A 6,726-nucleotide genomic window follows, 5' to 3' on the forward strand; every position below is an offset into this window, starting at 1 on the left:
CGACCTTGCACTCGTTGCCGCTGGCCTTGTCGCTGGGCGCCGGCTGCTCCTGCGGTTGCGCCTGCGCCGTGCTCGTCGGCGCCTGGCTGTTGGTGGTCGGCAGCGGCTGCACGCCGCTGCTGGTCGACTCCGGAATGGTGGGCACGTCGGTACCCGCCGAGTTCGCCGAGTCGTTGCCGTTGCACCCGGCCAGCAGGAATGCGACCGCCGCCCCACCGGCGATGAGAACGCCTGAGCTGATCCTTGTTCCTAGCATGGTGATCGCCTCCATCTGGCCCCGACACCACTGGACGCTGTTCCTGTTGAGAGGACGTCTCGGCCCCGGTCAGGTTGCTCTTCAACAGAATTACCCCCGGTCGGGTAACGAGCAAACGCGACGACGGTGCGCACGATGCCCGCACCTCATGCCTTCCGTACCGTCCAGCCCCCGGACGACGGCGTGGTGGGAACATTTGTCAGCGCCCGGCGAACCTGGACCGTTGGCGGAAGAGATCCTGCTTGACCTCGAGCTAGGTGGAGCGGGCACCGTGTCGCCCATGGACCATGACACCGTCGGCCGGTACCTCGACCGCATCGGCGCCACCCGGCCGGCCGGCCCGTCGGTCGCGGCGCTCCGCGAGCTGCACCGCCGGCACGTCGAGGCCGTGCCGTTCGAGAACCTGTCGATCCACCTCGGCGAGCCGATCCTCCTGGTGGCGGAGGCACTGACCGACAAGATCGTGCGGCGGGGTCGCGGCGGCTTCTGCTACGAACTGAACGGCCTGTTCGCCGCGCTCCTGTCCGCCCTCGGCTTCGACGTGCGGCTGCTGGCCGCCAGCGTCTTCCGCGAGGACGGGACGCTCACGCCCGCCTTCGACCACCTCGCGCTGCTCGTCGAGCTGGACGAGCGGTACCTGGTGGACGTCGGCTTCGGTACGCACTCCGTGTACCCCCTGCACCGGGACTGGCCCGAGGCGCAGGAGGACCCGGCCGGCACGTTCCTCGTCGTCGACGCGCCGAACGGGGACGTCGACGTGCTCATGGACGGCGTGGCGCAGTACCGGGCCGAGCCGCGGCCGCGCCGGCTCACCGACTTCGCGCGGCCGTGCTGGTGGCACGCGAACTCACCCGAGTCGCACTTCCGCGACGTGGCCCGGTGCTCCCGGCGGACACCCGACGGCCGCGTCACGATCGTCGGCGACCGGCTGCTGGAGACCGTGGGCGACCAGCGCACGGAGACGGCACTCGACACGGACGCCGAGCTGCTCGCCGCGTACGAGAAGCACTTCGGCCTCGGCGCCGAGCTGGCGGGGCGGGCGGCGGCACTGCTGCCGCGACCGCCTACCTGCTAGCCACCCGCCGGTACTTCGCCACCGACAGGGGCACGAAAACCGCCAGGATCGCCAGTGACGACAGCAGTGCGTAGAGCACCGCGTGGTCCGCCGGCCAGCCCGGTGCCGGGGTCATGCCCGGCGGCGCCTCGTTGCCGAACAGGTCACGCACCGCCTGGATCACGGCCGTGAACGGGTTCCACTCGGCGATCGCGCGCAACGGCCCGGGCATCGTGCTGGCGCCGACGAACGCCGACGAGATGAACGTGACCGGGAACAACCACATCAGCCCGGCGCTCTGCGCGAACTCGACGGTCGGCGACGACAGCCCGATCAGCGCGCCGACCCACGACATGGCGAACGCGAACAGCAACAGCAGCAGGTACGCGAACACCGCGTCCAGGATGCTGCCGCGGATCCGCCAGCCGACGGCCAGCCCGCACAGCGACATGATCACGATCGCCACCGACGACACGACGAGATCGGAGGTCGTCCGGCCCAGCAGCACGGCCAGGCGGGACATCGGCAGCGAGCGGAACCGGTCGATGATGCCCTTCTGCAGGTCACTGCGCAGGCCGATCACCGTGAAGGCCGAGTTGAACGCCGTGGTCTGCACGAAGATGCCGGCGATCAGGAACTCCCGGTACTGGGCGCCGCCGAGCGCGCCGCCGAACACGTAGGCGAACAGCAGCACGAACATGATCGGCTGGACGACCGCGGCCATCAGCCACTCGAGGTTGCGCCGGACGTTGAGCAGGTTGCGCCACGCGACGATGCCGCCGTCACGCAGGCCCTGGGTGAGCACGGTCATCTCGTCTCCTCGTCGGCGGAGTGGCCGGTCAGGGACAGGAACACGTCGTCGAGCGTCGGTCGGTGCAGGCCGACGTCCAGGACCGTCACGCCCTCGACGTCAAGCCGGCGCAACGCCTCGATCAGCGACTTCGCGCCGGCCTCGACGGCCACCTGGACGCGCTTGCCGTGCCGGTCCACCGTCGGCTCACCGGTGCCGATCTCGGCGAGCACCCGGATCGCGGCGTCCACCTCGGCCGGCTCGGCCACCACGAGCTCGAGCCGCTCGCCGCCGGCCTCCTCCTTCAGCCGGTCGGCGGAGCCGCTCGCGATCACCCGGCCGTGATCGATGACGAGGATCGTGTCCGCGAGCTGGTCGGCTTCCTCCAGGTACTGCGTGGTCAGCAGGACCGTCGCGCCGTCGGCCACCAGCTCGCCGATGACCTGCCAGGTGTCGAGGCGGCCACGCGGGTCGAGGCCGGTGGTCGGCTCGTCGAGCAGCACCACCTGGGGCTCCGCGACCAGCGCGCCGGCGAGGTCGAGCCGGCGCCGCATGCCGCCCGAGTACGTCTTGGCGGGGCGGTCCGCCGCGTCGGTGAGGCGGAACCGGTCGATCAGCGTCCTCGAGCGGGTGCGGGCGTCGGCCTTGTTCATGCCGTAGAGGCGGCCGACCATGTACAGGTTCTCGAAGCCGGTCAGGTTCTCGTCGACGGCCGCGTACTGGCCGGACAGGCCGATCGCCTTGCGGACCTCGTTGGGCTCGGCGACCACGTCGTGCCCGGCCACCCAGGCACGGCCGGCGTCCGGGCGTAACAGCGTGGTCAGTATCCGGACCGCCGTGGTCTTGCCCGCGCCGTTCGGCCCCAGCAGACCCAGCACGGTGCCGGTGGGTATCTCCAGGTCGATACCGTCCAGTGCGCAGGTGAACCCGAAGGTCTTCACCAACGCCTCTGCGCGTACCGCGGTGCCGGTGGCCATGATGGGGCTCCCCTGCCTCGTCGACGTGACGTGGCGGACTGTAAACCGGGACACCGACAATCTCGCCCGGTTTACGCCAGGAACGGAGCCGCTAGCCGGTGCGACCGGCGCGGAGGTTGGTGACCCACTCGTCGGCGGCCAGGTAGTCCTCGTCGGTGTTGTCCCCGCCGGCGACCGTGGAGGTCGCGTCGGCCTTCGGGTAGGAGCCGAGGAAGCGGACGTGCTGGCAGCGGCGGTGCAGCGCGGCGAGGGCGTCGCCGACGCGGCGTTCCGCCACGTGGCCGTCGAAGTCCAGGTAGAAGCGGTACTCGCCGAGGCGGCCCTTCAGCGGGCGGGACTCGATGCGGCTCAGGTTGATGCCACGCAGGGCCAGCTCGGTGAGCATCTCCGCGAGCACACCCGTCCGCTCGTGGGCCGCGACCGCCGCCACCGATGTGCGGTCCGAGCCGGTCGGTGCGGGCAGCAGGCCGGGCTTGCGCAGGACGAGGAAGCGGGTGACCGCGTCGTCGACGTCGGCGATGCCGGTCTCCAGCACGTCGAGCGCGTAGTGGGAGGCCGCGACCGGCGCGGTGATGGCCGCGTCGTACTGGCCGTCGAGCACGCCGACCGCGGCGGCGGCCGTCGAGGTCGAGGCGAGCTGGGTGGCGTGGCCGAGGTTGGCGGCGAGCCAGCCCTGGACCTGTGCGAGTGCGTGCGGGTGGCTGGCGACGGACTTGACGTCGGCGAGTGCCAGACCGGGTCGCGCCAGCAGGGAGAACCGGACCGGCAGCACCACCTCGGCGACCGCCACCAGCGGCTCGGCGACGGCCAGGGCGTCCATGGTGGCCGAGACCGCGCCCTCGACGGAGTTCTCCACGGGCACGCAGGCGAGTTCCGCCCGACCCTCGCGGACGGCGACCAACGCCTCCGGCACGGTCACGGTCCCGACCAGGGTGTGGTCCGGCCGCGCCGCGCGCGCGGCCGGTTCGGAGAAGGTTCCCTCTGGTCCGAAATAGGCGATGCTCGACACCGCCTCACCCTAGTCGCGCCACCTGCCGCTCAACCCTGGAGTGCCTACAGTTTCCCGGATAGCGGTTACGCGTGCCGCCGTGGAAGTGCCATGCTGGGACCGTGACCGCCGCCGAGGAGGCTGAGCAAGCAAGGAACGCGGCAGGGGAACCGCTCCGCCTGGTGCTGTGTGCCATCGACGACGCCCTGGCCGAGGCGTGGGCATCGGCCGCGGACGGCAGGCGTGACGTGCACACGCACCGCGGGTCGACACTCGACGTTCCGGCCGAGGCCGTCGTGAGCCCCGCCAACTCCTACGGACTGATGCGCGGCGGCATCGACGCCGTCTACGCGCGGACGTTCCCCTCGATCGAGCAGCACGTGCGGAGCGCGGTGCTCGCCTACCACGGTGGTGAGCTGCCCGTCGGGCAGGCGGTGATCGTGCCGACGGACGTGCCGGCGCCCGCGTGGTTGATCAGCGCGCCGACGATGCGCGCACCCGGCGAGGTGCTGCCGCCGGACACCGTGCACCCGTACCTGGCCGCGCGGGCGGTGTTCAAACTGTGGCGCTACGGCCGGCTCGATGACGACCGCCCGGTGCGCTCTGTCGTGTCGACCATCGCCATGCCGGGCCTGGGCACCGGGATCGGCGGGGTGTCGGCGTCGGTGTGTGCCCGACAGGTGTTGGCGGCGTGGGACGAGCTGTTCACCGACGGACCGTGATCGTCCTCGGCCCGCCCGGCGCTCGGCACAAACTCGGGCGGTGACGGAATTCGGCGCAGATTCACACTAATGGCTGGCTCGCCAAAATTCGGCTCGGCGGGTTAAGTGGATGCTGACCAGAATTCCTAGCAAGGAGGTCGAATGTCGCTGACGGTGCCCGCGGACCTGCTCGAGAAAGCCCAGCGCGGTCCGGTATCCGACGAGGAATTCATCGCCTGCATCCGCGACTCGCTGCCCTTCGCGTGGTCGGTGGTGGCAGAGCTCGCCGAGCGTCTCTCGACCGACGGCGCCCCGTTCGCCGACAACCAGAAGGAGCCGCCGGACGAGCAGGCCCGTGGGCAGCTCCTGCGCCTGGTCGGCAGTGATGCCATGCGTGGGGCGGTCGAACGGTACTTCAACGTCCGGCTCGCGTTCCAGAACTGCCACCGGCTGGCACTGTTCGACCCGGCCGCGCGGTCCGCGTACCACGAGTTCGTCAGTCCGCGGGCGCAACTGCTGAATCAAAGTCCAGAACTCGTCAATTGCTGATGGAAAGGGGGCCAGCCGGCCCCCTTTTCCGTCAATTGACACATGCACTTATGGCAATTACATCGTTGGCACGATCTCCGCACCGACAGAAATATCATCGAGGGTCGGGTCGGGAAATATCAGGGCGCCGCGTGGTCCGCGCGGTGGGGAACCCCGGGGGTAGTGAGCCGGCGGAGCGTGTACTGAGTCACAGTGCTCACGCCGCCGCGAGGCCCTAACGTTTGTTGACGTGGCGGTGAAGACTCGCGACCTCAGCCCGTACGTCGAGCTGCGGCGCGAGCAGTGGCGGGAGCTGCGGCGGGCCACTCCGCTGACGCTGACCCTCGACGAGCTCGTGCGGCTGCGTGGCCTCGGTGACCCGGTCGACCTGGACGAGGTGGTGGACGTCTACCTGCCGCTGTCCAGGCTGATCAGCCTGCGGGTGGCGGCCAGGCAGCGGCTGTACGCGGACACGACGTCGTTCCTGGGTGAGCCGTCCCCGGAGCAGGTGCCGTTCGTGATCGGGATCGCCGGCAGCGTGGCGGTCGGCAAGTCCACGACGGCGCGCCTGCTGCGGACGTTGCTCGCGCGGTGGCCCAATCACCCGCACGTGGACCTCGTCACCACCGACGGGTTCCTGTGGCCGAAGGCGGACCTGATCCGGCGCGGGATGATGAGCCGGAAGGGGTTCCCGGAGAGCTACGACCGGCGCAGCCTGCTGCGGTTCGTCACGGACGTGAAGTCCGGGTCGCCCGAGGTGCACGCGCCGGTGTACTCGCACCTGCTGTACGACATCGTGCCCGACGAGACGCAGGCGGTGCGCAAGCCGGACATCCTGATCGTCGAGGGCCTGAACGTGCTGCTGCCCGGCCAGGGGCTGACGGTGGCGGACCTGTTCGACTTCTCCATCTACGTCGACGCCCATACGGAGGACATCGCCCGGTGGTACGTCGAGCGGTTCCTCACGCTGCGTGACACCGCGTTCTCGGATCCGTCGTCGCACTTCCACCACTACGCGCGGTTGACGGACGAGGAGGCCCGCGCGGAGGCGTCCCGCCTGTGGCAGGAGATCAACGAGCCCAACCTGGTGCGGAACATCCTGCCGACGCGTCCACGGGCGACGCTGGTGCTGCGGAAGAACGCCGACCACCGGATCAGCCGGGTCCGGCTACGCAAGCTCTGAGCTGTGACATGGCCTCGCTCCGCTCGGCGGTTCGCGGCCTGTACCCGGTGTCTTCCCTCCCTGCGCTGCTCAGCGAGGGTCGCTCCGCTCCCGTCGCCTCCGCTGCTCACTCAGTCCAGACACCGGCGGCCGCTCACGGTGACATGGCCTCGCTCCGCTCGGCGGTTCGCGGCCTGTACCCGGTGTCTTCCCTCCCTGCGCTGCTCAGCGAGGGTCGCTCCGCTCCCGTCGCCTCCGCTGCTCACTCAG

Annotated in this window: 8 protein-coding genes; 4 read left to right on the top strand and 4 right to left on the bottom strand. The window is 70.3% G+C overall.

The window, feature by feature from the left end; translation table 11 throughout:
- Positions 1 to 256, bottom strand: a 256-nt coding sequence (locus ACJ73U_RS28265) for a hypothetical protein (RefSeq protein ID WP_407780764.1), incomplete at its 3' end; no start/stop codon positions are given.
- A gap of 280 nt (positions 257 to 536) precedes the next feature.
- On the opposite strand from ACJ73U_RS28265, the gene ACJ73U_RS28270 reads away from it, so the two are divergent.
- Entirely contained in the window at positions 537 to 1,331 is a 795-nt protein-coding gene (locus ACJ73U_RS28270; RefSeq protein WP_407780765.1) for an arylamine N-acetyltransferase family protein, read from the top strand.
- On the opposite strand, the gene ACJ73U_RS28275 is transcribed toward ACJ73U_RS28270, so the two are convergent.
- From ACJ73U_RS28275 to pheA, 3 genes are all read right to left on the bottom strand, one after another.
- Positions 1,321 to 2,121: an ABC transporter permease gene (locus ACJ73U_RS28275; RefSeq protein ID WP_407780766.1), complete on the bottom strand. Its 801-nt coding sequence runs from the start codon at positions 2,119 to 2,121 to the stop codon at positions 1,321 to 1,323. The genes ACJ73U_RS28270 and ACJ73U_RS28275 overlap by 11 nt on opposite strands.
- Positions 2,118 to 3,077 (bottom strand): ATP-binding cassette domain-containing protein, encoded by a 960-nt coding sequence (locus tag ACJ73U_RS28280; RefSeq protein WP_407780767.1) that lies wholly within the window; start codon positions 3,075 to 3,077, stop codon positions 2,118 to 2,120. Before ACJ73U_RS28280 ends, ACJ73U_RS28275 begins: the two co-directional genes overlap by 4 nt.
- Positions 3,078 to 3,168: 91 nt before the next feature.
- The gene (gene pheA / locus ACJ73U_RS28285) at positions 3,169 to 4,086 is read right to left on the bottom strand and encodes a prephenate dehydratase (protein ID WP_407780768.1); all 918 of its coding nucleotides are present in this window, start codon (positions 4,084 to 4,086) and stop codon (positions 3,169 to 3,171) included.
- A gap of 101 nt (positions 4,087 to 4,187) precedes the next feature.
- Here pheA and ACJ73U_RS28290 point away from each other — a divergent pair, with 101 nt between their 5' ends.
- The 3 genes from ACJ73U_RS28290 to coaA all read left to right on the top strand — a co-directional run bounded on the left by ACJ73U_RS28290 (position 4,188) and on the right by coaA (position 6,477).
- Complete coding sequence (locus ACJ73U_RS28290; protein WP_407780769.1) at positions 4,188 to 4,787, top strand: macro domain-containing protein; 600 nt, start codon at positions 4,188 to 4,190, stop codon at positions 4,785 to 4,787.
- A gap of 141 nt (positions 4,788 to 4,928) precedes the next feature.
- On the top strand, positions 4,929 to 5,315 hold the full coding sequence (locus tag ACJ73U_RS28295) for an SCO5389 family protein (protein WP_407780770.1): 387 nt from the start codon (positions 4,929 to 4,931) through the stop codon (positions 5,313 to 5,315).
- Positions 5,316 to 5,550: 235 nt separating this feature from the next.
- Positions 5,551 to 6,477: a type I pantothenate kinase gene (gene coaA, locus ACJ73U_RS28300; protein WP_407780771.1), complete on the top strand. Its 927-nt coding sequence runs from the start codon at positions 5,551 to 5,553 to the stop codon at positions 6,475 to 6,477.
- The last annotated feature ends 249 nt before the right edge of the window (positions 6,478 to 6,726 follow it).

It is taken from the genome of Actinophytocola sp., assembly GCF_045807065.1.
In the GTDB taxonomy this organism is placed as follows: Bacteria; Actinomycetota; Actinomycetes; order Mycobacteriales; family Pseudonocardiaceae; genus Actinophytocola.